The sequence below is a fragment of the Streptomyces sp. NBC_00510 genome, assembly GCA_036013505.1.
GTDB lineage: Bacteria > Actinomycetota > Actinomycetes > Streptomycetales > Streptomycetaceae > Actinacidiphila.
In genome coordinates, this window is the sequence record CP107851.1 from 6,719,195 (window position 1) to 6,744,345 (window position 25,151).

Annotated in this window: 22 protein-coding genes and 2 pseudogenes; 11 read left to right on the plus strand and 13 right to left on the minus strand. The window is 71.4% G+C overall.

Translation table 11 applies throughout. From position 1 onward, the window contains the following. Positions 1 to 35 precede the first annotated feature (35 nt). From ligD to OG937_30315, 3 genes are all read left to right on the plus strand, one after another. Positions 36 to 935, plus strand: a complete 900-nt coding sequence (ligD, locus tag OG937_30305) for a non-homologous end-joining DNA ligase (protein ID WUD75677.1) — start codon at positions 36 to 38, stop codon at positions 933 to 935. 13 nt (positions 936 to 948) lie between these two features. After that, entirely contained in the window at positions 949 to 1,824 is an 876-nt protein-coding gene (locus OG937_30310) for an ATP-dependent DNA ligase (GenBank protein WUD75678.1), read from the plus strand. Between the two features lie 133 nt (positions 1,825 to 1,957). Then, positions 1,958 to 3,508, plus strand: a complete 1,551-nt coding sequence (locus OG937_30315; protein ID WUD75679.1) for a M48 family metalloprotease — start codon at positions 1,958 to 1,960, stop codon at positions 3,506 to 3,508. Here OG937_30315 and OG937_30320 read toward each other — a convergent pair. The 7 genes from OG937_30320 to panB form a co-directional block, all read right to left on the minus strand. Beyond that, complete coding sequence (locus OG937_30320; GenBank protein ID WUD75680.1) at positions 3,499 to 4,554, minus strand: PHP domain-containing protein; 1,056 nt, start codon at positions 4,552 to 4,554, stop codon at positions 3,499 to 3,501. The two genes, OG937_30315 and OG937_30320, sit on opposite strands and share 10 nt — an antisense overlap. A 10-nt stretch (positions 4,555 to 4,564) precedes the next feature. Then, entirely contained in the window at positions 4,565 to 5,386 is an 822-nt protein-coding gene (locus tag OG937_30325) for an ABC transporter permease (GenBank protein WUD75681.1), read from the minus strand. After that, positions 5,383 to 6,363 carry an ATP-binding cassette domain-containing protein gene (locus OG937_30330; GenBank protein WUD75682.1) on the minus strand — a complete coding sequence of 327 codons (981 nt, stop codon included), beginning with the start codon at positions 6,361 to 6,363 and terminating at the stop codon, positions 5,383 to 5,385. Before OG937_30330 ends, OG937_30325 begins: the two co-directional genes overlap by 4 nt. Before the next feature lie 172 nt (positions 6,364 to 6,535). Next, the gene (locus OG937_30335) at positions 6,536 to 7,249 is read right to left on the minus strand and encodes a zf-HC2 domain-containing protein (protein WUD75683.1); all 714 of its coding nucleotides are present in this window, start codon (positions 7,247 to 7,249) and stop codon (positions 6,536 to 6,538) included. Then, positions 7,246 to 7,779, minus strand: a complete 534-nt coding sequence (locus OG937_30340; GenBank protein ID WUD75684.1) for a sigma-70 family RNA polymerase sigma factor — start codon at positions 7,777 to 7,779, stop codon at positions 7,246 to 7,248. The genes OG937_30335 and OG937_30340 overlap by 4 nt, the downstream gene beginning before the upstream one ends. 59 nt (positions 7,780 to 7,838) lie before the next feature. Continuing rightward, positions 7,839 to 8,384, minus strand: a complete 546-nt coding sequence (locus tag OG937_30345) for a hypothetical protein (protein WUD75685.1) — start codon at positions 8,382 to 8,384, stop codon at positions 7,839 to 7,841. Between the two features lie 202 nt (positions 8,385 to 8,586). Continuing rightward, complete coding sequence (panB, locus tag OG937_30350; protein ID WUD75686.1) at positions 8,587 to 9,468, minus strand: 3-methyl-2-oxobutanoate hydroxymethyltransferase; 882 nt, start codon at positions 9,466 to 9,468, stop codon at positions 8,587 to 8,589. Between the two features lie 170 nt (positions 9,469 to 9,638). Between panB and OG937_30355 the strand changes: the two genes are divergently transcribed. From OG937_30355 to OG937_30370, 4 genes are all read left to right on the plus strand, one after another. Further along, positions 9,639 to 11,243, plus strand: a complete 1,605-nt coding sequence (locus OG937_30355) for a DHA2 family efflux MFS transporter permease subunit (protein WUD75687.1) — start codon at positions 9,639 to 9,641, stop codon at positions 11,241 to 11,243. After that, positions 11,240 to 11,884, plus strand: a complete 645-nt coding sequence (locus OG937_30360; protein WUD75688.1) for a TetR/AcrR family transcriptional regulator — start codon at positions 11,240 to 11,242, stop codon at positions 11,882 to 11,884. The genes OG937_30355 and OG937_30360 overlap by 4 nt, the downstream gene beginning before the upstream one ends. A 154-nt stretch (positions 11,885 to 12,038) precedes the next feature. Beyond that, positions 12,039 to 13,073 (plus strand): endonuclease/exonuclease/phosphatase family protein, encoded by a 1,035-nt coding sequence (locus OG937_30365; protein ID WUD75689.1) that lies wholly within the window; start codon positions 12,039 to 12,041, stop codon positions 13,071 to 13,073. Positions 13,074 to 13,167: 94 nt separating this feature from the next. Further along, positions 13,168 to 14,382, plus strand: a complete 1,215-nt coding sequence (locus OG937_30370; GenBank protein ID WUD75690.1) for an MFS transporter — start codon at positions 13,168 to 13,170, stop codon at positions 14,380 to 14,382. Between the two features lie 689 nt (positions 14,383 to 15,071). Here the strand turns inward: OG937_30370 and OG937_30375 are convergent. Beyond that, on the minus strand, positions 15,072 to 16,829 hold the full coding sequence (locus OG937_30375; protein ID WUD75691.1) for an NAD+ synthase: 1,758 nt from the start codon (positions 16,827 to 16,829) through the stop codon (positions 15,072 to 15,074). 271 nt (positions 16,830 to 17,100) lie between these two features. On the opposite strand from OG937_30375, the gene OG937_30380 reads away from it, so the two are divergent. Further along, positions 17,101 to 18,462: a glutamine synthetase family protein gene (locus OG937_30380; GenBank protein WUD75692.1), complete on the plus strand. Its 1,362-nt coding sequence runs from the start codon at positions 17,101 to 17,103 to the stop codon at positions 18,460 to 18,462. 81 nt (positions 18,463 to 18,543) lie between these two features. Here the strand turns inward: OG937_30380 and OG937_30385 are convergent. After that, positions 18,544 to 18,726, minus strand: a pseudogene (locus OG937_30385) (integrase). 2 nt (positions 18,727 to 18,728) lie between these two features. Further along, positions 18,729 to 18,905 (minus strand): annotated as a pseudogene (locus OG937_30390) (replication initiation protein). Positions 18,906 to 19,180: 275 nt separating this feature from the next. Between OG937_30390 and OG937_30395 the strand changes: the two are divergent. Then, complete coding sequence (locus OG937_30395) at positions 19,181 to 19,747, plus strand: hypothetical protein (protein WUD75693.1); 567 nt, start codon at positions 19,181 to 19,183, stop codon at positions 19,745 to 19,747. Between the two features lie 983 nt (positions 19,748 to 20,730). Here the strand turns inward: OG937_30395 and OG937_30400 are convergent. After that, complete coding sequence (locus tag OG937_30400; GenBank protein ID WUD75694.1) at positions 20,731 to 21,570, minus strand: GAP family protein; 840 nt, start codon at positions 21,568 to 21,570, stop codon at positions 20,731 to 20,733. Between the two features lie 879 nt (positions 21,571 to 22,449). On the opposite strand from OG937_30400, the gene OG937_30405 reads away from it, so the two are divergent. Next, positions 22,450 to 22,695, plus strand: coding sequence for a hypothetical protein (locus OG937_30405; GenBank protein WUD75695.1), 246 nt, complete (start codon positions 22,450 to 22,452; stop codon positions 22,693 to 22,695). A gap of 189 nt (positions 22,696 to 22,884) precedes the next feature. Here OG937_30405 and OG937_30410 read toward each other — a convergent pair whose 3' ends face one another. Next, complete coding sequence (locus tag OG937_30410; GenBank protein WUD75696.1) at positions 22,885 to 23,469, minus strand: hypothetical protein; 585 nt, start codon at positions 23,467 to 23,469, stop codon at positions 22,885 to 22,887. A gap of 225 nt (positions 23,470 to 23,694) precedes the next feature. On the opposite strand from OG937_30410, the gene OG937_30415 reads away from it, so the two are divergent. Continuing rightward, positions 23,695 to 24,090: a GNAT family N-acetyltransferase gene (locus OG937_30415; protein ID WUD75697.1), complete on the plus strand. Its 396-nt coding sequence runs from the start codon at positions 23,695 to 23,697 to the stop codon at positions 24,088 to 24,090. A 105-nt stretch (positions 24,091 to 24,195) separates the two neighbouring features. On the opposite strand, the gene OG937_30420 is transcribed toward OG937_30415, so the two are convergent. Then, on the minus strand, positions 24,196 to 25,110 hold the full coding sequence (locus OG937_30420; protein ID WUD75698.1) for a LysR family transcriptional regulator: 915 nt from the start codon (positions 25,108 to 25,110) through the stop codon (positions 24,196 to 24,198). Between the last annotated feature and the right edge of the window lie 41 nt (positions 25,111 to 25,151).

A 25,151-nucleotide genomic window follows, 5' to 3' on the forward strand; every position in this document is an offset into this window, starting at 1 on the left:
CATACTTTCGTCCCTTTCCGGGGACTTTCCAGACTATGCCCGCCCCGTCAGCCTCGCCCGACCGGCAGACGGTCGAGGTGGACGGCCGCCGCGTGGTCCTCACCCACCTGGACAAGGTCGTCTTCCCGGTCACCGGCCACACCAAGGCACAGCTGCTGCAGTACTACGCCCGCGTCGCGCCGGTGCTGGTGCCGCACGCCGCCGGGCGCCTCGCCTCCTTCGTCCGCGCCCCCGAGGGCCCGCACGCCCAGCGCTGGTTCGCCAAACGCCCGCCCGGCGGCACGCCCGACTGGGTGACCACCGCGGGGGAGGCCGACGAGCCGCACATCGTCGTCGACTCCACCCCGGCCCTGGTCACCATGGCCAACCTCGGCGCCTGGGAGGTCCACGTCCCGCAGTGGACCGTGGCGGGCGGACGTGACGCCCACGACCGCCTCGTCCTCGACCTCGACCCCGGCGAGGGCGCCGACCTCGTCCTGTGCTGCCGGGTCGCCGAACGCCTGCGGCAGATGATGGAGGACGACGGGCTCGCCTCCTTCCCCGTCACCTCCGGCAGCAAGGGGCTCCACCTCTACGCGCCGCTGCGACCCGCCACCGAGGCCGCCGCCACGGGCTACGCCAAGGCGCTCGCCGCCCGCATGCGCGACGAGCACCCCGGCCTCGTCGTGTTCTCCATGACCCGCAGCCTGCGCGCCGGGAAGGTCTTCATCGACTGGTCCCAGAACGCCTCCGCGAAGACCACCGCCTGCCCCTACACCCTGCGGCTGCGCGACCGCCCCGGCGTCGCGACGCCCGTCACCTGGGACGAGGTCGCCTCCTGCCGGAAGGCGGAGGACCTCGCCTTCACCCCGGAGGAGGTCCTGCAGCGCGCCGCCGACCACGGCGACCCGCTGGCCGCCCTGGACGACCCCGCCGGCCGCGGCACCCTGCCGTGACGGGCGCCCCCTCGTGACCGATCCCCTCCCGCTCCCCGTCCGCGTCGCCCTGGCCCGCCGCGTCGACACCGTGCCCGCGGCCGACGCCCTCCCCGGCGGCTGCGCGTACGAGCCGAAGTTCGACGGCCACCGCATGGTCGTGCTCACCGACCCCGTACGCCTGCAGACCCGCTCCGGCCGGCTCGTGACCGCCACCTTCCCCGAGATCGCGGAGGCCGCCGGGGCCCTGCCGGCCGGTACCGTCCTCGACGGCGAGGTCGTCATCTGGCGGGACGGCCGCGTCGACTTCGGCGCCCTCCAGCGCCGCGCCCTGCGCGGGTCGCGCCGCGGCCCCGTCCTCCCCGCCAACTACGCGGCCTTCGACCTGCTCGCCGCCGCCGGCACCGACCTGCGCGGCCGGCCGTACCGCGAACGCCGTGCGGCCCTCGTCGCCCTGCTGGAACCGCTCGGGCCGCCGCTGCAGGCCGTGCCCATGACGACCGACCGCGACGAGGCCGTCCACTGGTACGCCTCGCTCGCCCCGGCCGGCATCGAGGGCCTCGTGGTCAAGGGCCGCGGCCAGCGCTACCGCCCCGACCGCCGCGACTGGCTCAAGCTCCGCCACGCCGTCCCGCAGGACGCCGAGGCCATCGGCTTCACCGGCACCCCCCGCGCCCCCCGCGCCCTCGTCCTCGACCTCGGCGACGGCCCCTTCGCCACCGCGCCCCTGGACGCCCCCCTCCGCACCCAGCTCGCCGCGCTCCTCGTCCCCCCGCAGCCCCCGCCCGGCGCGACCCTTGACGACGGCACCCCTTACCGCCCCCTCCCCGCACCGCTCCCCGTCGAGATCCTCCAGGGCGAGGGCCGCCACGCCCTCACCACGGTGCTCCGCCTGCGGCCCGACGCGTGACCGCGGGGAGGAGTGCACCACCCCACCCCGGAAAGGCCGTTGAGCAGCGGTCGGCGCGGGAATACCATGGCGCGTCGCCGCTCGGCCCGTCGCGCGCGGCTCCCCCTTCGGTTCCCAGGAGACCCCTTCCGGCATGCGCGCGTTCCTCCAGGCCGTCCGGCTGCTTGTGCTGCTGCTCGGCTTCTACGTCATGGCCGTCGGCCTTCTCGCGTCGATCGTCGCCGCGGACGTCGTCCTCACCGACGTCGCGCTGCGACAGGGCTACGTGACCTTCCTGTTCGTGGGCATCAGCGTCGCCTTCGCCTCACCGCTGGTGTCGGGCCTGTTCGCCTCCGTCCGCGGCGTCAACCGTCACCGGCCCGCCGGGGTGCGGGTGACCGCGGACGAACAACCGGAGCTGTGGGCGCGCGTGCGCCGGGTGGCCGAGGCCATGGAGACGGCGGTCCCCGTCGAGCTCTGGCTCGTGGCGGAGCCGGTGGCGGCCGTCTGGCAGAGCTCCTGGGTGCTCGGCCTGGTCCCCGGGCGCCGGCGGATGGTGCTGGGCATCCCGTACCTGACGGGGCTGACGGAACGGCAGGTCGACGCGGTCATCGCCCACGAACTCGGCCACTTCGCCCGGCGCGACACCCTCCTGGCGGGGCTGGCCGCCCGCAACCGCGCCGGCCTGATGCGGGTCCTGGAGCGGTACGCCGAGGACGGCAACGGCATCGGCCACGCGATGGGCTCGATGTTCGCCGGCTACGCCCGCTTCTGCCTGCGGACGACGCAGGCCCAGGCACGCCTCGGGGAACTCGCCGCGGACCAAGCCGCCGCGCGGATCGCCGGGCGCGACTCCACCGCCGCCGCCCTGCGGCGCATCCCGCTGCTCGACGCCGCGCACACCCGCTACGTCCGGGAGTACGCCGGCATCGGCACCGCGCTCGGTCTGCTCCCTCCGGCCGAGGAGGTGCACCCCGGCTTCGGCGCGTTCCTGGACAGCGGGACCTGGCGGAAGGAGGAGCGGCGGCTGATCGCCGACCCGCCCCGGGAGAAGACCTCGCCCTACGACTCGCACCCCCCGATGCGCGAGCGGGTCGCGGCGATCGAGGCGCTGCCCGCGGACGCCGCCGGGACGTACCCCGGCGAGCCGTCACCGGCGGGCGCCGGCCTGCTCGGGGATCCCGCGGCGACCGGTGCCCGCACCGTGCTGGCGCTCCCCGGGGCCGCCGGGCTGCGTCAGCTGTCGTGGCGGGATCTGGCCGCCGAGGTGGGGACGGCGGAACTCGGAGCCGAGACGACGCCGGTGCTCCGCGCCGCCCGCGCGGTCCTGCGCACCCCCGCGGACCTCGGGATGCTGCTGGACGCCCTCGACGCCGGGCGCTGGCCGGAGGTCGTCGACTGCATGCCGCGCCCCGGCCACGGGGGCCACATGCTCCTCGACGACTCCCTGCGGGCGCGCGCCCGCGCCGATGCTGCGGACGGGCTGTACTCCCTGGCGCTGGCGGCCCTGGTCGAGGACGGCCGGGCCCGCTGGGAACTGGACTGGGAACGCGGCAGGCACCTGGAGTTCGACGAGGGCGTCCACGCCGCCCTGGACCGTGCCGTGGACGCCGCCATGTCCCCGCAGGACGGAGCGGAACCGGACAGCTCGGGCCTCCGCGAACTCCTCGGGCTGCCCGTGGACCGGGCACCGGCTCAGACCTGAGACGCCGTCGCCGGCACCTCGCGGGTGCGGGTCCAGCGCAGCAGGGTGTCCGCGTCCCAGGTGTTGACCACCCGCTGCGGGGGGACGCCGCACTCCTCGGCGCGGGCACAGCCGTGGATCTGCCAGTCCAGCTGGCCGGGGGCGTGGGCGTCGCTGTCGATGCTGAAGAGCACCCCGGCCTCCACGGCCTTGCGCAGCAGCCGCCGCGGCGGGTCGAGGCGGTCCGGGCGGCTGTTGATCTCCACGGCCACCCCGAAGCGCTCGCAGGCGGCGAAGACCAGGTCCGCGTCGAACTCCGACTCCGGGCGCAGCTTGCCGGCCACCAGCCGTCCCGTGCAGTGCCCCAGCACGTCCACCAGCGGATTGCTGATCGCGGAGATCATCCGCCGGGTCATCTCTTCCCGGTCCATCCGCAGCTTGGAGTGGACGGACGCGACGACGACGTCCAGCCGGTCCAGCAGCTCCGCGTTCTGGTCGAGGGCGCCGTCCGCGAGGATGTCGCACTCGATGCCGGTCAGCAGCCGGAAGGAGCCGGGGAGGCGGGCGCCGACCTCGGCCACCACCTCCAGCTGGGAGCGCAGCCGCTCGGCGGTGAGCCCCCGGGCGACGGTCAGCCGGGGGGAGTGGTCGGTGAGCGCGGCCCACTCGTGGCCCAGCTCCATCGCGGTGCGGGCCATCGTCTCGATCGGGCTGCCGCCGTCGGACCAGTCCGAGTGCAGGTGGCAGTCGCCGCGCAGCGCGGCCCGCATCCGCCGCCCCGCGTCGCCCTCCGGGCGGGGGACCGCGTCCGCGGCGCCCTCCGCCAGCCGGGTCAGATAGGCGGGCCGGTCGCCCGCCAGCGCCTCCCGGACGACGGCGGCGGTCTTCGGGCCGAGGCCCTTGACCTCCTCCAGGCCACCCGGCCGTTCCGCGCGCCGCCGGAGTTCCTCCGGCGGCATCGCGGCGACCGCGGCGCCGGCCCCGCGGAAGGCACGGACCCGGTACGTCGGGGCGCCGTCCCGCTCCAGCAGGAAGGCGATCCGGTCCAGCGCCTCGACGGGGTCCATGCCTCCAGGATCAGGTCTTGTTGCGGAACCTCGCCACCGCCAGCGGCGCGCTGATCACCGTGATGCCCACGGCCCACATCAGCGTCATCATCGCCGAGTGCGCGACCGCACCGCCGTTGATCAGGTTGCGGGAGGCGTCGGCGAGGTTGGACAGCGGGTTGTAGCGGGTGAAGGCCTCCAGCCAGCCCGGCATGGTCGTGGGCTTGGCGAAGATCGAGCTCCCGAACTGCAGCGGCAGGACGACGATCATGGCGAGTCCCTGGACGGACTGGGGGGTCCGGGCGACCAGACCCAGGAGGATGAAGACCCACATCAGCGAGGCCCCGAAGGTCAGCGACAGCACCACCGCGCCCACCAGCCCGAACACACCGTTGTCCACGTGCAGTCCGAGGATGAAGCCCATCACGAGGAGGATCACCGTGGCGACCAGCGCCCGGCCGATCTCCACCACGATCTTCGCGATCAGCACGGAGGAGCGGGCGATGGGCATCGTGCGGAAGCGGTCCATCACCCCGGTCTTGAAGTCCGAGTTGACGCCCGTGCCGACGGCCATGGCGATGTTCATGCCCATCATGGCCATCAGGCCGGGCACCATGTAGTTGACGTACTTCTCCTGGCTGCCCTCCAGCGCGCCGCCGAAGACGTACACGAACAGCAGCGTGAAGACGATCGGCATCAGCAGCGCGTCGAACATCGACTCCGGGTCCTGCCGGATCTGCAGGACGTTGCGCCGCACGAGGGCGCCGATGTGCCGGAGGTTGGCGCGCAGCCCGATCCGCGGATCGGCGGTGGCGGCCTTGGCGTTCCCCGCGGGGACGGTGACGGCGGTCATGCCGCGAGCTCCTCTCGGTCCCGGGTGCCGCTGCCGCGCGTGACGGCCAGGAACACCTCGTCCAGGCTGGGCAGATGGGTGTCGATGCCGGCGATGGCGAAGCCGTGCGTGCCGAGCGCGGCCACGACGTCCGTCAGCTGCTCGTCGCTGAGGATGGGCACGTTGAGCACCCCGCCCGCGTGGTCCGGTACGGCCTGCGCCCCCGTGCCGAGTGCCGTCGCCATCGCGTCCAGCTCCCCGGGGTCCACCGGCCGCACCTGCAGGGTCCGGCCGCCGACCTTCGCCTTCAGTTCCTCGACCCGGCCGCCGGCGATCACCCGGCCGCGGTCGATGACCGTCAGCTCGTGCGCGAGCTTCTCGGCCTCCTCCATGTACTGCGTGGTCAGCAGCACGGTCGAGCCGTCCGCGACCATGTTCTGCACCTCGTCCCACACCTCGTTGCGGGTGCGGGGGTCCAGGCCGGTGGTCGGCTCGTCCAGGTACAGCACCGCCGGGCGGCCGATCATCGACGCCGCCAGGTCCAGGCGGCGGCGCATGCCGCCGGAGTACTCCTTGGCGGGCTTGCGGGCGGCGTCCGTCAGCGAGAACCGCTCCAGCAGCTCGTCCGCCCTGCTCCGGGCGTCCCGCCGGGGCAGGTCCAGCAGCCTGCCGATCATGTAGAGGTTCTCGCGGCCCGACAGGGACTCGTCGACCGACGCGTACTGCCCGGTCAGCCCGATCACCCGGCGCAGCTGCCGGGGCTGCGCCACCACGTCGTAGCCGGCCACCGTCGCCGTGCCGGCGTCCGGCCGGATCAGCGTGGACAGGATCCGCACCAGCGTCGTCTTCCCAGCGCCGTTCGGCCCCAGCACGCCGAGCACGGTCCCCTGCCGCACGTCCAGGTCCACCCCGTCGAGGGCCTTCGTCTCCCCGTAGCGCTTCACGAGCCCCCGCACCCTGACGGCGGCGTCCGCGCTCTTGGCATCCCGTTGTGTCATGCCGCCACGGTCGCGCGCCCCACCGACACGGCGCCGACATATCGCTGACAGCCCCACCGACACGGTGCCGACGCGGCCCCGGCCGCCCGCGCGCGCCACCGGAGAACGCCCGAGGGGGGACGCGCATCGCGCGTCCCCCCTCCGGCATGGTCGGGCATCGGCCCAGCAGGGCCTACGTGGTGACCGACACCAGCCGCTGCCCCTGGGACGTGACCACGTCGAACCGGGAGATGGAGTCCGGCTGCATCCCCGCCGACCCGTCCAGCGTGAGCGGGTTGGGCTGGTCGGAGGTGCCGTAGCCGGCCGTCGGGACGCTCCAGGTGCCGACCGTCTGCTGCGAGCCGTCCTTGCCGACGACGACCAGGCGGCAGGTCAGCGGGCCCTGGACCCCGGCGAGGGTGAGGCCGACCTCGCTGCCCCACTTCTTCTCGTTGACACCGACCGTCGCCTTGACGCCCGTGGAGTTGTCGGTGCCCTTGAACTGCTCCGCGTAGACCCTGGCCTGGGCGTCGTCGGAGCCGCCGCCGGAGGCGAGCACCGCGACGGTGGGGCCCGCCACGATCAGTGCCACCGAGGCGGCGAGCGCGAACATCCGGCGCCTGGCGCGGGTCTTGCGGTCGTCGGACACCTTGCCGAGGAGACGTCCGAGCACCTTGTCGCCGCTGGGCGGGAGGGGCACTCCGGCGCCGGCGGGAGCGAGTTCGGCGAGTACCGGCACGAGGCCGCTCAGCTCGTCGAGTTGCTGTCCGCACTGGTGGCAGATGGCGAGATGTTCCTCGAAGCGCGCCATGTCGGCGTCGTCGAGCACGCCGAGGACGTACGCCCCGACGTCGACGTGCGGGTCGTGGGGGGTACCTGCCCCGGAGCCGTAACCGTAGACCGTCACGAGGTGGTCACACCCCTTTCCTCAAGAGCGATTTTCAGGGAGCGGAGGGCGTAGAAGACGCGCGAGCGCACGGTGCCGGGCGGTACCCCCAGCGCCGCCGCGGCCTCGTTGACCGTCCGGCCCTTGAAGTACGTTTCGATCAGCACCTGGCGGTGGGCCTCGGTGAGATCTTCCAGTGCGTCGGAGATCGTCATCAGCCTCAGGGAGCGTTCGAGTTCGTCCTCGGCCGGGAGCTGGTCGAGGGCGGCCGGGGAGGCCTCCGGGGGCCGTGCCTGACGGCTGCGGTGGCCGTCGATCACGATCCGCCGGGCGACCGTCACCAACCAGGGCCGCAGGGAACGGGCGCCCGGGTCGAGCCGGGACGCGCTCTTCCACGCGCGCAGCAGGGTCTCCTGCACGACGTCCTCGGCCAGGTAGCGGTCACCGCCGACCAGCCGAAGAACGTATGCGAAGAGCGCACCCGCGTGTTCGCGGTAGAGCGCCCGCATGAGGTCCTCTTCGGGGACCCCACCTGAGCGATGGTCGGCCACGAGCGCATCCTGCCCTACTGATCGCTGGGGGTCGAGTCCTCTCAATGCCTGCTGTCCCATCAGTACCCGTCTGACCCGTTCTCGGAGGAGGCGCTCTTCGGCTGCGCGGGCGCCCCGGCCTTCTCGCCGTCCGGGGTGGCCGCGTACCAGGTGCGGTTAGCGCCCTGGCCCTTGGTGTCGCCCGGGTTCTTGTCGCCCGCGAAGTGGTAGAGCGGCATTCCGTTGAGCGTGAGCTGCATCGTGCCGTCGGGGCGCTTCACGCTGCCGACCAGGTTCTGGTCCACGCCCTGCACCTGGGTGTCCGAGACCGCGGCGGCCGGCTGCCACTGGGTCGCGCACTCGCCGGTGCAGGTCGAGGTCGGCGGGTTGGGCTTGTCCTGCTCGAAGCGGTACAGCACCCAGCCCTTCTCGTCGGTGACCAGCTTGCCGAGCTGGGCGTTGTCGACGGTCCGGAGGCCGGGCGCCGGTGCGGGCTGCGACGCCTGGATCGCGCCCACCGGGGGACTGGCATTGTCGACGCCCGCGTTGCAGGCGGTGGCGACGATCAGCGCGGCGGAGGCGAATGCCCCCGCCCCCACTGATCGGCGCAACTTCGGAACGTTCATGCCACGGCCCCCGGCACTGTCTCGTCGGTGCTCCGCCCCTGGTGGGCGGTTGCCCACTCATACGGGGGTGAGGGCCGGTGTACTCAACGTCCCCAGAAAAAACTTCCGCCCCGGGGAGGGGGTGCCCGGGGCGGAAGCCGGCGGTGGGTCGCACCGCCTCAGGGGGAAGTCGCGCGTGGCGCCGCGACAGGTCGTCGGAGGGTCAGTGGAAGCTGTGCTCCGGGGCCGGGTAGGCACCGCCCACGACGTCCTCGGCGAAGGCCTTGGCCGCACCGCCGAGGGTCTCGCGCAGCGCCGCGTACTGCTTGACGAAGCGCGGCACCCGGCCGCCGGTCATCCCGGCGAAGTCCGTCCAGACCAGCACCTGGGCGTCGCACTCCACGCCCGCGCCGATGCCAACCGTCGGGATGTGCAGGATCCGGGTGACCTCCGCGGCCAGCTCGGCCGGGACCAGCTCCAGCACGACGGCGAAGGCGCCGGCGTTCTGCACGGCCTTGGCGTCGCGCAGCAGCTGCTGGGCGGCCTCCTCGCCGCGGCCCTGGACCGGGTAGCCGCCGAAGGCGTTGACCGACTGCGGGGTGAGGCCGATGTGGGCCATCACGGGGATGCCGGCCTGGACGAGCAGGTCGATCTGCTGGGCGGAGCGCTCACCGCCCTCCAGCTTCACGGCGCCCACCCCGGCCTCCTTGACCAGCCGGGTCGCGCTGCGCAGCGCCTGCGTCGGACCCTCCTGGTAGGAGCCGAACGGCAGGTCGCCGATGACCATCGCGCGCTTGGTGCCGCGCACCACGGCGGCGGACAGCATCGTCATCTCGTCCAGCGTGACCGGGACGGTGCTCTCGTAGCCGAGGTGACAGTTGCCCATCGAGTCGCCGACCAGCAGCACGGGGATGCCGGCCTCGTCGAAGACCGAGGCGGTCATGGCGTCGTAGGCGGTGAGCATGGGCCACTTCTCGCCGCGCTCCTTGGCGGCGGCGATGTCCCGGACGGTGATCCGCCGTGTCCCCTTGCCGCCGTACAGCGCCTTGCTGCTGTCGGGAGCGGGCTGGGCGGGCGTCTGGGCAGCCGGAACGGCATGCGTCATTGCAACTGCTCCTTGTGTCATCTCGAGGCGCCCTGACGGCGTCCCCGGACCGATTCCATGCTGACACGCGCCGCCGTCCGCGCAAAGGGGGGCGTCCGTCACTCCCCCTTTTGCCGAGGTTTTACAATACGAGACGGTCCCGTATCGGAAATGAGGTCTACGTTAACGGCATGCCCGCCGACACAGCCCAGCCGCAGAGCCCCAGCGTCCCGGAGGCGGTCCACCGCCGCCGCTGGGGGATCCTGACCGTCCTGCTGTTCAGCCTCCTCGTGGTGGTCCTGGACAACTCGATCCTCAACGTCGCGATGAAGACCATCGCCGAGCCCGCCCCGACCGGCCTGGGCGCCACCCAGAGCCAGCTGGAGTGGGCGATCAACTCCTACACGCTGGTCTTCGCCGGTCTGCTGTTCACCGCGGGCCTGCTCGGCGACCGCCTCGGCCGCAAGAAGGTGCTCCTCTTCGGCATGGCCGTCTTCGGCGTCGGATCGGTGCTCTCGGCCTTCGCCGGCTCCTCCGGCGAGCTGATCACCTTCCGCGCGGTCATGGGCTTCGGCGGCGCCTTCGTGATGCCCGCGACGCTCGCCATCATCATCAACGTCTTCGAGCGCGAGGAGCAGCCCAAGGCGATCGGCATCTGGACCGGTGCGGTGGGCCTGGCGATAGCCATCGGCCCGGTCACCGGCGGGCTGCTCCTCGATCACTTCTGGTGGGGCTCGGTCTTCCTGGTGAACGTGCCGATCATCGCCGTCGCCCTGGTCGCGATGGTGCTCATCGTCCCCGACTCCCGCGACCCACGGCCGGGCCGGCTCGACCCCGTCGGCGTGCTGCTGTCGATCGTCGGCCTGGTGCTGCTGGTGTACGGCATCATCAAGGGCGGCCAGCTCGCGGACTTCACCGCCCCCACGGCCCTGACGGCCATCATCGGCGGCCTCGTGGTGCTCGGCGCCTTCGTCTGGCACGAGGCCCGCAGCAGCCACCCCGCCTTCGACGTCTCCTACTTCCGCAACCCGACCTTCTCGGCCTCGGTCTCCGCGATCGGCCTGGTCTTCTTCGCGCTCATGGGCGTGACCTTCTTCATGGTCTTCTACACCCAGAGCGTGCGCGGCTACAGCGCCCTGGACTCCGGCCTGCTGCTGCTCCCGCTCGCCGTCGCCCAGCTCGTCTTCGCGCCCCGTGCCCGGCTGGTCGTCGACAGGATCGGCGCCCGCCTCACCTGCGCCGCCGGGCTCGCGCTGATAGCGCTCAGCTTCCTCGGCTTCCAGCTGCTCGACGCCGACACCCCGATCTGGCAGCTGGAGGTGCTGTTCTTCCTCATGGGCACGGCCATGGCCCACGTGATGCCGCCCGCGACCGTCGCCATCATGTCCTCCCTGCCGCGTGAGAAGGCCGGCTCCGGCTCCGCCGTCAACAACACCTTCCGGCAGGTCGGCGGCGCGCTCGGCGTTGCGGTGCTGGGCTCGCTGATGTCGACGGTCTACCGTGACGGCATCGCGGACCACCTGACCGGCCTCCCCGCCGACGTGCAGCACCGGGCCGGCGAGTCCATCGAGGCCACGCGCGCCGTGGCCGAGGGCATGGGTCCCGCGGGCAAGGCGCTGCTCGCCCCGGCCACGGACGCCTTCCTCGACGCCATGCACGTCACCGCCTACGTCGCCAGCGGTGTCGCGCTGCTCGGCATGCTCGTCGTCGTGGTCTTCCTGCCCGGCAAGACCGCCGGGGGGCGTCCCGCGGGCGGAGAGGAACGCGAGGTCAGCCCGGTGGGGGCGGAGCGGTGACCGGCACCCGGACGGCGACGGAACCCGACGGCGACACGGTCCCCGGGCCCGCCGGGCGCCTCCCGCGCGGCCGTCCGCGCAGCGCCGCCGCCGACACCGCGATCATCGAGGCCGTCCTCAGCCTGCTGGAGGAGGGCGCCACGATCGGGGAGCTGTCGATGGAGCGCATCGCCCGCGCCGCCGGCGTCGGCAAGGCCACCGTCTACCGGCGCTGGGCGGGCAAGAACGCGCTGATGCTCGACGTCATGAAGTCCGTCGACGAGCAGACCCCGCGGCTCGCAGGCCGCTCGGTCCGCGACGACCTGGTCACCTGCGTCGAATTCATACGGCGCAGGGCCCTGGTCAAGCGCTCCTCCGCCCTGCTGCGCAACGTCCTCGCCCAGGCCCAGAACGAGCCGGAGCTGTGGGCCGCCTACCACGACACCGTCATCGCGGCCCGGCGCGCCCAGGTCCGCGAGGTCCTGGGCCGGGGCATCCGCAGCGGCGAACTCCGCGACGACATCGACCCGGAACTCCTCGGGGACCTCTTCATCGGCCCCATGCTGTCGCGTTCGATGCTGCGGCCGGACGCGGCACTGCCGGAGGGGCTGTCGGAGCTGATCGTCGACTCGGTGCTGCAGGGCGTCCGCGCCGGGTGCTGAACGCCTGGGGGAACAAGGCGGAATGTCCTGGTTCTGTCACAGGGTGCCCTTTCGCCGGGCGGCGGGGGAACCTGTCGCCCGGCGAGTCCCGTCCTCCGGGCGTCGATCGCCTATGGTCGACTGAGCACCTGGCAAGACAGTGAGGACTCCCCCCATGGCTCAGGCGTACGACGCGGACGTGACCACCGACGGCGGTACCAGGCCGCAGGGTTCGGGTGCGAACGGACGTTTCGGACGCTTCCGGCGGTTCTGGTCCTTCGGCGACGGCATGTGGCGGCGGGGGATCGTCACAGCCGTACTGGCCCTCGCCGTCGCCGTGGTGATGGCCTTTCACGGCGCGGTGCCCAACCGGATCGGCAACCTGGGCAGCCTGCTGGAGACCTTCCTGCCCTGGCTCGGGCTCGCGCTCCCGGTGCTGCTGGTGGTCGGCGTGCTGCGGCGCTCGGCGACCGCGCTGATCGCCGTCCTGCTGCCGATCGTGGTGTGGCTGCACTTCTTCGGCGGGCTCCTCACGGACAAGGACGCCGGTGGGGGCGACCTCACCGTGCTGACCCACAACGTCAACGCCGACAACCCCGACCCCGCCCGCACCGCGCAGGACCTCATCGGCTCCGGTGCCGACCTCGTCGCGCTGGAGGAGATCCCCGCCGGGAAGGTCTCCGTCTACGAGTCCGGGCTCAAGGCCCGCTACCCGTACAGCGCCGTGCTGGGCACCGTCGGGCTGTGGAGCAGGTACCCGCTCAGCCAGGTGCGGCCGGTGGACATCCGGCTCGGCTGGACCCGCGCCCTGCGCGCCACCGCCACGACTCCGCACGGGAAGGTCGCGGTCTACGTCGCGCACCTGCCCTCGGTGCGGGTCAAGTTCAACGCGGGCTTCACCGCCGGCGAGCGCGACCGCAGCGCCGACGCGCTCGGCGAGGCCGTCGCGGACGAGAAGCTGCCCGACGTCATCCTCATGGGCGACCTCAACGGCACGATGAACGACCGCGCGCTCGCCAACATCACCTCGCAGATGCGGTCCACGCAGGGCGCCGCGGGCGACGGCTTCGGCTTCAGCTGGCCGGCCGGGTTCCCGACCGCCCGCATCGACCAGATCCTCGTCAGGGGGGCGGAGCCGACCGCCTCCTGGGTGCTGCCCGCGACGGGCAGCGACCACCGGCCGGTGGCGGCGAAGGTAGCACTCCCGTAACGAGTTCTTCGCCCACGGGAAGAACGGGCCGGGCAGACTTTGTTCCGCAGTTAAACTAATAACTGCTCCCGACCCTGCCCCGGAAAGGCCTGTCATGCCTCTCGCCCTGCTCGCACTGGCGATCAGCGCATTCGGCATCGGTACGACGGAGTTCGTGATCATGGGCCTGCTGCCCGACGTCGCGGACGACCTGCACACCTCCATCCCGACCGCCGGCTACCTCGTCTCCGGCTACGCCCTCGGCGTCGTCATCGGCGCCCCGCTCCTCGCCGCGGTCACCACGCGGATGCCGCGCAAGGCCCTGCTCCTGTCCCTCATGGCCCTGTTCACCGTCGGCAACACGCTCTCCGCCCTCGCCCCGAGCTTCGGCTGGCTGCTGGCCGGGCGCGTGCTGTCCGGACTCCCGCACGGCGCCTTCTTCGGCGTCGGCGCGGTCGTGGCCGCGGGCATGGTCGACCCCGCGCGCAAGGCCCGCGCCGTCTCCCTGATGATCGCCGGGCTCACCGTCGCGAACATCGTGGGCGTCCCCGCCGCCACCCTCCTCGGCCAGCACCTCGGCTGGCGCGCCACCTTCCTCGCCGTCGGCGTCATCGGCCTCGTCGCCATCGCCGGCATCGCCCAGCTCGTGCCCCGCATCCCCCTCGCCCCGGGCGGCGGACTGCGCCGGGAACTGTCGGCCTTCCGCAGCGGGCAGGTCTGGCTGGCGCTGGGCACCACGATCTTCGGCTTCGCCGCGGTCTTCGCGGTCTACAGCTACGTCACGCCGATGCTCACGCAGGTCGCCGGGTTCGGGGAGAGCAGCGTCACGCTGGTGCTCGCCCTTTTCGGCGTCGGCGCGACGATCGGCAACCTCCTCGGCGCCCGCCTCGCCGACCGCGCCCTGCGCCCCGCGCTGCTCGGCGGGCTCGGCGCGCTCGCGGTCGTCCTCCTGCTGTTCACGGTCACCGCGCACGCCCGGTGGAGCGCGGCGCTCACGGTCGTCCTGCTCGGGATCGCGGCGTTCGCGACGGGGTCGCCCATGATGATGCTCGTCATGGAGAAGGCCCGGCACGCCCCCGCGCTGGCCTCCTCCGCGAACCAGGCCGCGTTCAACCTGGCCAACGCGGGCGGTGCCTGGCTCGGCGGGGTCGTCCTCGCGCACGGCCTCGGCTACACCGCCCCGGCGGTGGCGGGCGCGGTGCTGGCGGTCACGGGGCTGGCGATCGCCACGGTCGCGGGCCTGTGGGAGCGGCGCGCGGACGCGGGGTCCTCTTTGTCCCGGGTCGTCGTGTCCGGGCAGCCGTCCGCGGTGCGGGAGCGCGTGCGCTGACCCTGGCCCGGGGTGCCCCTTGCGGCCCGTTGTTGTGTGCGGGTTGTTTGCGCCTGCGGCGGGCGGTTTCCCCGCCGCCCTCCCGATTGCCCGGCGCGGTCAGTGACCGCCTCGCGCGGTCGTTGTGGGTCGGTGCCGCGCCGGCGTACGCCCCCAGCCTTCGGCCGGGGGGACCCCCACAGCGCTCGCGGTTTACCTCTGCAGTATTCGGCGCCGGGTTCGCCGCTCGTCTCCCCCAGCCTTCGGCCGGGGGGACCCCCATGGGGGCACCCCCCCACACCCCCTCCTGCCGTGTAGGCGACTAACGGCCGGTGGGGGTTCAGAAAGGCACCTGCGGCAACCCCGGACCGCTTTCCAACCCCCACCGGCCGTCATGCGCCCCAACCCGCGGGAGGGGGTGTGGCGGGGTGCGCCCGGAAGCGACGAGCGGCGAACCCGGTACGCAACGACGTGGACGCAAACCGCGAGCGCTGAGGACGTGCGCCGGCGCGGCACCGACCCCACCCCAACGGAGCGCAGGCCCGCACTGACCGCGCCGGATGGGGGTCCCCCCGGCCGAAGGCTGGGGGAGGGCGGGAGGGCGGGGGATGCCCGCCGCAGGCGCAACGCACCCGCGCACAAACAACCGGGCAGCCCGGCGCAGCCGCCCGCACACAACGACGGGCCGCAACCACAACCCCCGGCACTCGCTACGCGTGCTCGCGCCAGCGGTTCGTGATGGGGAGCCTCCGGTCCTTCCCGAACCCCTTCGCGGAGATCTTCGTCCCCGGCGGATACTGCCTCCGCTTGTACTCCGCCGTGTCCACCATCCGCAGCACCTTCGCCACGAGTTCCCCGTCGAACCCGGCGGCGACGATCGCGTCGCGCCCCTTGTCCTGGTCGACGTACATCGCCAGCACCCGGTCCAGGACGTCGTAGTCCGGCAGGGAGTCCGTGTCGACCTGGCCCGGCCGCAGCTCCGCGCTGGGCGGCTTGGAGATGGAGTTCTCGGGGATGGGCGGGGTCTGGCCCCGCTCCGCCGCGGCCTGGTTGCGCCACTGCGCGAGACGGAAGACGGTCGTCTTGTAGACGTCCTTGATGGGCCCGTACGCGCCGACCGAGTCGCCGTACAGCGTGGAGTAGCCGACCGCGAGCTCGCTCTTGTTGCCCGGGGCGAGGACGATGTGCCCCTCCTGGTTGGAGATCGCCATGAGCATCGTGCCGCGCAGCCGGGACTGCAGGTTCTCCTCCGCCAGTCCGGTCAGCCCCAGGGAGCCCATGTAGGCGTCGAACATCGGGGCGATCGGCACGGTGCGGAAGTTGAGCCCGGTCCGCCGGGCCAGTTCGGCGGCGTCGTCCTTGGAGTGGTCGGAGGAGTACCGCGACGGCATGGAGACGCCGTAGACGTTGGCCGCCCCGACCGCGTCGCAGGCGATGGCCGCGACCAGGGCGGAGTCGATGCCGCCGGAGAGGCCGATCAGCACGGAGCGGAAGCCGTTCTTGGCGACGTACGCCCGCAGGCCGACGACCAGCGCGGTGTAGACCTCCTCGTCGTCGCCCAGCCGCGGGGCCTCGCCGCCGTGCACCTCGGGCTCGTACGCGGGGAGCGGTTCGGCGGAGAGGGTGACGTGCTCGATCTCCAGGCCGTCGTCGGCGATGCCGCCCGGCACCTTGGTGGCGTCCGCGGCGGGCAGGTCGAGGTCGACCAGGACGCAGCCCTCCTCGAACTGCGGGGCGCGTGCGATCACCTCGCCGTCCTCGGAGACGACGATCGAGTCGCCGTCGAAGACGAGTTCGTCCTGCCCGCCGATCATGGCGAGGTAGGCGAGGGTGCAGCCGGCCTCCTGGGCGCGCTTGCGCACCAGGTCCAGGCGGGTGTCGTCCTTGGCGACCTCGTAGGGGGAGGCGTTGACGGAGAGCAGGAGACCGGCGCCGGCGGTGCGGGCGGCGGGCACCCGGCCGCCGTCCTGCCAAAGGTCCTCGCAGATGGCGAGGGCGACGTCGACCCCGTGCACCCGGATCACCGGGAGGGTGTCGCCGGGCACGAAGTAGCGGAACTCGTCGAAGACGCCGTAGTTCGGCAGGTGGTGCTTGGCGAACTTCAGCACGACCTTCCCGCCGTGCAGCACGGCGGCGGCGTTGCGCGGGGAGCCGGCGGGCTGGCCGTAGCGAGGCTGGGCCTTCTCGCTGCGGTCGAGGTAGCCGACGACCACCGGCAGCTCTCCGAAGCCCTCGGCCGCCAGGCGCTCGGCGAGGGCTTCCAGGGCGGCACGGCTGGCTTCGACGAAGGAGGAGCGCAGGGCGAGGTCCTCCACGGGGTACCCGGTCAGCGCCATCTCCGGGAAGGCCACGAGGTGGGCTCCCTGTTCGGCCGCGTGCCGGGTCCAGCGCACGACCGACTCCGCGTTCCCGGCGAGGTCGCCGACGGTGGAGTCGATCTGATTCAGGGCGAGGCGAAGTTGAGGCACGCCGCCCAGTGTAATCGTCAAACCGACGCGATGTCGTGGGCGACGCCTGTGGGGTCGCGCACTCGGCCCGGGAAGCCATGGCGGACGGGCCTTTCCGGGGTCGGCCCCCTGTGTCAAGATCGCAAGGGTGCATCACAATGGTGGCGAGGGGTGTCCGGCGGTCCCGGCCGCCGCCGAAACAGACCGGTAACCCCGTGACGTGATACTGGTCTGGCCCTCGCTCGAGCCGGCACGGACAACAGGCCCCCATGACCTGTGAGGTTGGATAGCTATGGATAAGCAGCAGGAGTTCGTGCTCCGTACCCTCGAAGAGCGCGACATCCGATTCGTGCGGCTGTGGTTCACCGACGTGCTGGGCTACCTCAAGTCGGTCGCCGTGGCGCCTGCCGAGCTGGAGCAGGCCTTCGACGAGGGCATCGGCTTCGACGGGTCCGCGATCGAGGGCTTCGCGCGGGTGTACGAGTCGGACATGATCGCCAAGCCCGACCCCGGCACCTTCCAGATCCTCCCGTGGCGCGCCGAGGCACCCGGCACCGCCCGGATGTTCTGCGACATCCTCATGCCGGACGGCTCCCCGTCGTACGCCGACCCCCGCTTCGTCCTCAAGCGGTCCCTGGCCAAGGCCTCCGACCTCGGGTTCACCTTCTACACGCACCCCGAGATCGAGTTCTTCCTGCTGAAGAACCTGCCGCTGGACGGCAGCGTGCCGGTGCCCGCCGACAACTCCGGCTACTTCGACCACACCCCGCAGAACGTGGGCCAGGACTTCCGCCGCCAGGCCATCACGATGCTGGAGTCGATGGGCATCTCGGTGGAGTTCTCCCACCACGAGGGCGCCCCCGGCCAGCAGGAGATCGACCTGCGCTACGCGGACGCGCTGTCCACCGCCGACAACATCATGACCTTCCGCCTGGTCATGAAGCAGGTCGCGCTGGAGCAGGGCGTGAACGCCACGTTCATGCCCAAGCCCTTCAGCCAGCACCCCGGCTCCGGCATGCACACGCACCTGTCCCTCTTCGAGGGCGACCGCAACGCCTTCCACGAGTCGGGCGCCGAGTACCAGCTGTCGAAGGTCGGCCGCTCCTTCATCGCGGGCCTGCTGCGGCACGCCGACGAGATCTCCGCGGTGACCAACCAGTGGGTCAACTCGTACAAGCGCATCTGGGGCGGCGCCAACCGCACCGCGGGCGCCGGCGGCGAGGCCCCGTCGTACATCTGCTGGGGCCACAACAACCGGTCCGCGCTCATCCGCGTCCCGATGTACAAGCCCGGCAAGACCGGCTCCACCCGGGTCGAGGTCCGCTCCATCGACTCCGGCGCCAACCCGTACCTCACCTACGCCGTCCTCCTGGCCGCCGGCCTCAAGGGCATCGAGGAGGGCTACGAGCTCCCGCCCGGCGCCGACGACGACGTGTGGGCCCTCTCCGACGGCGAGCGCCGCGCCCTCGGCATCCAGCCCCTCCCGCAGAACCTCGGCGAGGCCATCTCCCTCATGGAGCGCAGCGAACTGGTCGCCGAGACGCTCGGGGAGCACGTCTTCGACTTCTTCCTGCGCAACAAGAAGCAGGAGTGGGAGGAGTACCGCTCCGAGGTCACGGCGTTCGAGCTCCGCAAGAACCTCCCCAACCTGTAACCGCAGGTACGACGCGATCCGGGCCGGCAGCGCGATGCTGCCGGCCCGGAGCCGTTTCAGCTCACTTGGGCCGTCTGGCGCCGGGTTCGTGGCTTCGTAGAGTCTGTCGACGGCCCTGCGTGTCCGTCCCTCGCTGCTCGGCATCAAGTGCGTGTAGTCGCGAAGCGTGAACCCCGCGTCGGTGTGACCGAGGTAGCTGCTCAGGGCTTTGATGTTCTCGCCGGCGTCCAGGAGCACGGAGGCGTAGAAGTGCCTCAACGCATTTGCACGGCCCCGCGCTTTCGGTACTGGGCGACCTTGCCAAAGGAGACCCGGCACACCTCCTGCATGGCCGTCTGCGACAGTCCGGCGCGGGCGGCGATCTCGCGGCGCAGGTAGATGGTGAAGAGCCGCCACAGGTCGCCTGCGTGGTTGTTCCACAGCACCGCGCCCGCGTAGTCGTACGCTCGGGACGAGCGGTGTGCCGATCGCGGGGTCGTGCTCGGCATGGGTTAGCCAGCCACTTTGGCGCGAGCCTCGAAGATCATGGCCCCAACGTCGTGCTTTACCGGGCAGGCCCACAGACTGCCCGACGCACCGGAAGCTTACGGGGCCATGATCACTCGCGCCAAAGCAGCTCTCGGCCAAAGTCGTTCCGCCGACCTTGAGTTCGAGGACATGCGGGGGAACGGGACTAGCGATCAGATGATCCGATCGGAGCGGCCTACTATCACCTCTCATGGCCACAGTGATCTTGACCGTCGGGCTGGCGTTCATCGGCTATCTGGCGACCTATCTCAACGGACTGCGACTGGCGCAGAGGCAGGCCCGACTGACGCGGGTCAACGTCCAGCTGAGTGACTTCTACGGTCCTCTGTTCGCGCTGATGGAAGCCAACAGCCGCGCCTACGACACCTTCTCTGAGACGTACGCCCGCCCCGACGGGCGCGATCCCTTCCATCACGACATACCTCCCACTGAGCAGGAGCTCGCGCGGTGGCGCACATGGGCCACCACCGTCTTCATCCCCAACATTCAGGCAATGCGCGACGTGGTGGTCACAAAGGCCGATCTCCTGATCGAGGAGGAGATGCCTTCGGCCCTGCTCCAGCTCTGCGCGCATGTCGCTGGATACGAGATCACCGCCGCGCAGTGGGCCGAGGGCAGTTACGAAGAACATCTGTCACTCATACCGTTCCCCGGCCGGGAGCTAAGGGAGTACACCCGCGACCGGTTCACTCACCTGAAGAGCGAGCAGGCGAGCCTGCTGGGGCGCCGACGCGGGCGCTCAAACCGTCGACGCTGAAGGGGAGAGGCGGAGCCGTGCCACAGCCGTGTCAGATCCGGCGGTCACTCACGGTCAACGGCGGTTCGCCGCAGCCGAGGTGCGTCGCTGACCTGATCGGCTCCTACAGCCCAGGTGACCTGGGCACCCTCGCCGCACGTCGCAGCCGTCCTTGTAAGCCGGCGCACCAGCACAGGGGCACCCGTCCCGGTACCGAATCTTGTGCCAGACCACGCCGTCATGCCACTGACCGCCCACACGGATCTGGACCCGAGGCTGCCGCCCCGGCTCGAAGCCCTCGTACTTCGGGATCTGGTCCGGCGGCACGTCAACGCGACGGATCCGGACCACGTCGCCGTCCAGGAGTTGCTTCTCCATCGGGCTCACCGCGGTCACCGGCGCCCATCCGGCAGCGCAGGCCACAGCAGAAGGTGAACGGCCACCCTGCCGTCAGAGGACTCGCGGCGCTCCGTTGCCGCACCGCGGTAGAAGCGGCCGTCGAGCTGAAAACGCACACGCTCTCGCCGGTACTCCGGAATGGGCTCGACGTACACAGGTGGTTCCCCGGGCTCCCGGGCACCTCCACCGCGTCACGCCATTCGTCCACACGTTCGACTCGATCGAGGGCTGCGGGCAAGCCCGTAACCCGCCGGCCACCCGATCGGGCTACTCGCCGGCGTAGTCGTTTGCATAGGCAGCTTTCCGTAGCGCGCGCCCCAGCTCGTAGCACCGAGCTCGGCCTCCAGGCCGGAGTCCTCGATGGCCTCCCGCAGCTCCGCGGCGACCTCTACCCACGCAGCTTGCAGCCGCTCTCCCTCGGCCCGCTGCTCATCAGTCCACTCACGCACCGGACCCGTGGCCGGTGATGCTCGCGCACCGCCTTACGGGCCGCATCAAACGATCGCTGCACGTCAGTCAAGGATTCGGGAACGGTCACGTCGGCCATGCGGCGGATGCCGAACCCGAGCTCTGACAGTCGAGGGGTGCCACTCGTGGGCAGGTCGTCAGGGGGTAAGGATGCCGATGCCGTCACCGAGCAGTTTCAGCCCGAGAACGAAGAACAGGACCGCCATCACGGCAACATTGTGCTGAGCTGCCCAATCCTTCCAGGTACCGAGTGTGGTCTTCGCTCGCTCTCCCCCGAGCAGGAAGACTCCCAAGGGGGCCAGCAGGCCGAGGGTGGCGATCAGGACGAAGATCGCCAGCGATGCGATCTGCTGCCCGACCGGTAGCCCGGCTGAGCCAATGGTGGCGCTCGCGGCGATGGTCAGTGGGGCGTTCTTGGCGTTGAGCGCTGCCAAGGCCAGTCCGAGTCCCAAGACCTTTACCGGCGTAAGGCGGTCTATCGCGCCCATCCATTTCGGCAACCGTGCTTGCGAGGGATCTCTCGGGCGCCGGTGCCACAGCCGGGCGCCGAAGAGGACGAGGAACACGCCCAGCGCGAGCTTGAGAGCTCCCACCCAGGTGGCCGGGTGATCGTGGGCAGAGGCACCTGCGGGGGAAGCGATCGCGAGCATCACCGCGCCCAGTGCCGAGAGCCCCAGGATCCAGCCGACGGTGAAGAGGACCCCGTTAAGACGTCCCCGGGGCGTGGCGAGGATGAGGATGATGGCGATGATCGGGAGCGGGCTGATTGCTACGGCGGCCGCGAAACCCAGTACGTCACCGAGGACTGCGCCCATGGTTGCCTCCGTGATCCAGTGGAACAGGAAGGCGGAAGCGGTGCCCCAACCGCCTGGGCAGCGCAACGGGTTGTTGTGCGATCGATTGCGCCGCTGTCTTCTCGTCTTCTCGGTCATGCGGAGTGGCAGCCCGAGATTGGTGACGGCCTGTCCCAGTTCCATCTTCCTGCGCGTGGCCGGATCTGTCCTCGGGGCTGCTCTGGGCACGGGGCCTCCGGCGCCGGCCTGCCGCACCCGCGTCACTGCCTTCCCCGAACCGGACGGCAGTCGGCGCACCGGAAGGTGCCTTCCTTCTCGGCGCCGTGAAGAAGAAGCGGCACAAAACGTAATCGGCCATCGTGGGGAAAACACGAAGTGATCAAGCTCGGCCCCGTAATGCCGGCGCTTCCCGGGAATCCGCCCCAGATGACCCCAGGGCCCAGGCGCCACGATTGCGTAGCAGGACGTCCGCGACCAGGATTGAGTCGTGAGGGCGATGGCGCCCCATGTTCGGGCGCTTGGCGACCCTTGCACCAATCCGTGGCAGGAGAACCTCGCGATGACTGCGACGTCAGGTGCAACCCCGTCGGCTCACCCTGAGCACCCGGGCCGGACGGATGGGGTTGCCAAAAGCGGGTGTCGGACCGCCGCCGAGTACCGTGGCGGGGCCGTCTGTGGGACGTACGAGGGCGCCCAGGGGTGACCGACACTGACAACCGGAGGCGGGCTTCCCGCAGATCGCAGGGATGCTCGTCCTGGTCATCGCAGGTCGGCGGAAGCCCGATTCACTCCCTGCGCAACAAGAAGCAGGAGTGGGAGGAGTACCGCTCCGAGGTCACGGCGTTCGAGCTCCGCAAGAACCTCCCGAACCTGTAGACGCAGGTACGACGCGATCCGGGCCGGCAGCGCCGATGCTGTCGGCCCGGCGCCGTCTCATTCGCTCTTGCCATGCGCAGCCCGACCGCACGACCCCTCGATGCGAACTGTGGGCACGACGGTCGCTGCGGTGCGGCTATTGCGCTGTGTACGTCGGGGCCTCCGCGTGAGGAGGACACTGATCCCATGGCCCTACCCAAAACGCATCATTGCTCTTCCTGCTCGGACGGTGGCGCGCAGGAAGAGGTCATCCACGAAGACCTCGTCGTCGGAGCACCGCTGTCCATGGAGGATCTCACCGAGGCGCAGCGCCTCGACCGGTTCGCCCGCAAGTACGCCCACGATGGTTGCCAGGTCAGAGAAGTCCGACGAGTCCCACACGACTGCCTGAGCGGCTACGCGTGGTCCGTCCGCTTCGTCGAGAGTTCCTGACCACAGCGCGTCGGCGGTGGTGACCCCCCCGGTGGGGCCCGCCGGGCTACCGGGGGCCACTGACGACACAGGCGTGCCGCGAGCGCCGCAGTCGGGCAGGAGGCGAGCCGCCTCACCCCCTGCTCGACTTCCGTGCGGTCGTGTCTCAGCTCGCCCGGCCCTGGCCCGTGGTCATGACCAGCCGGCCGGTCAGGAGATCAAGAACTTCTCCCAATCTCCGACGGAGGTCGAGCGTGCCCGGAGCATGCCGTAGCCGGAGCCCGTGTAGGCCAGCTCGGAGGTCACGTACTTGCCGTTGGCGAGGGACTTGAGGGTGCAGTAGTCGGTGCAGCGGACGTCGAACTTCTCCCACGCTCCGACGCTGCCCGAACGCGCCCGGAGCATGCCGGCATCGGCGCCCGTGTAGTTCTGCTCGGCGCTCACCCAGCCCTTGGCGCTGTACGAATAGAGGGTGTAGAACCCGTTTCCCGGGCAGATGGAGAACTTCTCCCAGTCTCCGGCGGAGGTCGACCGAGCGCGGAGCATTCCGGAGACGTATCCGGTGTATTCGATCTCGGCGGAGACGAAACGATTGCTGGCCTTGGACTTGAGCTTTATGTCCGCACAGTGGTCGTCGCCGAGATCCCAATCGGGGAGGGTCATGGCGTTGGCGACCGCCTGAGCGGGGGTGGGGGTGGGGATCGTGTCGGCGATCGCGGACGGCGTCGCGGTCAGCACGACCGCCCCCACCGCCACGGCCATACCGAACTTGCCGAAGATGCTCTTGAGGTTCACGTTCCTGCTTCCTGCGATCTTTCTGATCTTTGTGCGATGACCTGCCGCGGCTTGCCGAGAACCGGTCGCCGCTGATGGCCAAGCGCCGGACGCCTGGACTTCGGTGCGCACCGTACGGTCCGGCGTCCGGCGTATGGATGGGACGTTGCTGATGCCGGCATAAGCCAACCTCGTGGGCATTGACGCCTCATCGACAGGCGGTTGAAGAACGATTGACGCGAGGAGTTGGGACGACGGTTCGACACCGGCTTCGACCCCGCCAAGAGCCTCTCCGCGAGTTACGAGGAGATGACGCTGCCGGACGGATTGCTCCTGGTGGCGAGCGCGCAGGGCTCTCCGATGGGGTGCGGGGCGCTCAAGTTCCACCCCGGGAAGCGGATCGCGGAGGTGAAGCGGATGTGGGCGTCCCCGGACGTTCGCGGCCTCGGCCTGGGCCGCCGCATCCTCGAGCGTCTCGCGGACGAAGCGACCCTCCGCGGGATGCGGACGCTGCGACTGGAGACGAACCGCACGCTCGCGGAGGCCAGACGCCTCTACGAGACCGCGGGATTCGTGGAGGTCGAGGCATTCAGCACCGAGCGGTACGCGCACCACTGGTTCGAGCGGAACCTCGAACGCTGACACGGCCGTCGGCTCACCTGCTCCGCTGCCGCTCCGCCCGGGCGTGACCACGACCGTACCCGCCGCCGTCGAAGTCGGCGCGCGCACGCTGCCGGAGACGGTGACCTACTCGACCGCCGAGCCCCCGTCTCGGTGCCGCGCGAAGTGCTCCGTCAGCGCGTCGAGGACGGCCTGGACCGCCGGGGAGGTCCAGCGGCCGCGCCGGCGGACGAGCTGGACGGGTACGTCGGGGAGGCCGGGCCCGGGGACGGCGCTCAGGGTGCCCTCGCGCAGGGCGGTGCGGACGGTGGCGCGGGGGAGGACGCCGAGCCCGAGGCCCGCGGCCACGCAGGTGCGGGCGGCCGCGCTGCTGCCGAACCGGGTCAGCCGCGGCCGGGCGTCGCGGACGCCGAGGAGTTCGCGCGCGACGCGGTCGCTGTACGAGCAGCCCTCCTCGTGGAGGAAGAAGGTCTCCCGGGCGAGTTCCTCCCAGGTGACGGGCCGGCCGAGCGCGGCCAGCGGGTGGCCGGGGGCGGCGATGAGGACCAGCGGTTCGGCGGCGAGCGGGCGGGCGGTCATGTCGGGCAGGGCGACCTGGTCCTCCAGCAGCAGGGCGACGTCGAGCCGCCCGGCCCGCAGTCCCTCCACGGCCGTGTCGCTGCCCGCCGGGTGGAGGTGGACGTCGATGCCGGGGTGGGTGCGGCGCAGGGCGGCGACGATCCGCGGCACGTGCGTCGAGCAGAGCGTGTCCCCGGCGCCGAGGACGACGGTACCGCCGGACCGGGCGTCCCCGGCCGCCGTGCCGCGCAGGCGTGTCTCCGCCTCGAGGACGCCCTCGGCCTCCGTCATCAGGCGCCGTCCGGCCCCGGTGAGCTGTGCGCCGCGCGGCATGCGGTCGAAGAGCCGTACGCCCAGCTCCTTCTCCAGGGACTTGATCTGTGCCGTCACGGTGGACTGCGACAGGTGCAGTTCGGCGGCCGCGCCGGTGAAGTTCCCCGTCCTCGCCAGGGTGAGGAAGGTGCTGAGCAGTCGGGTGTCCACGGCTCGACCGTAGCCGCTGCGATCGGTCTCATCAATCGGGG